Origin of the sequence: Mesorhizobium sp. M7A.F.Ca.ET.027.03.2.1 (assembly GCF_003999175.1) — a bacterium.
Taxonomy (GTDB): domain Bacteria; phylum Pseudomonadota; class Alphaproteobacteria; order Rhizobiales; family Rhizobiaceae; genus Mesorhizobium.
The window spans coordinates 1-413 of the sequence record NZ_RZOM01001943.1; the positions used below are offsets into that span (position 1 = coordinate 1).

The 413-nt window shown below is 65.1% G+C and carries 1 protein-coding gene; it reads left to right on the top strand.

From position 1 onward, the window contains the following. Nucleotides 1-242 (top strand): hypothetical protein (locus EN750_RS38890; RefSeq protein ID WP_210212825.1); only part of this gene is annotated, 242 nt, incomplete at its 5' end. Between the last annotated feature and the right edge of the window lie 171 nt (nucleotides 243-413).

The following is a 413-nucleotide window of genomic DNA, read 5'->3' on the forward strand; positions in this document are numbered from 1 at the left end:
GATTTGTTCGGGAGCCTGTTTCAATGACATGGTTCAACACCAATGCGCTGCACAATCTCCTCAACACGCTGATCGCCATCATCTGCGGCGGCGCACTCGCCGGCTTCGACTGGACGCTGCTCGGGGTGAGCGACCGCACCGCGCTTCAGATCAGCGGCGTCATTGCCCTGGCCAAGATCATCATCAACGCAGTCCGTGACGGCCCGCGCGGCATGGTCGCGCCGCCGGCCAAGGAGACATGAGATGGGAACACTCGCCCTCGCGCTGCTCGGCCAGGCCTGGCCGTATCTTCTGGCAATTGGCGCCGCGCTTGCCGGTGTCTGGACGGCCTATGCCAAGGGCAAGGCCAGCCAGAAGGCCAGGCAGGATGCCGCCGACGCCGCGGCGCGCACCGAAGCCCAGAAGATCGACGA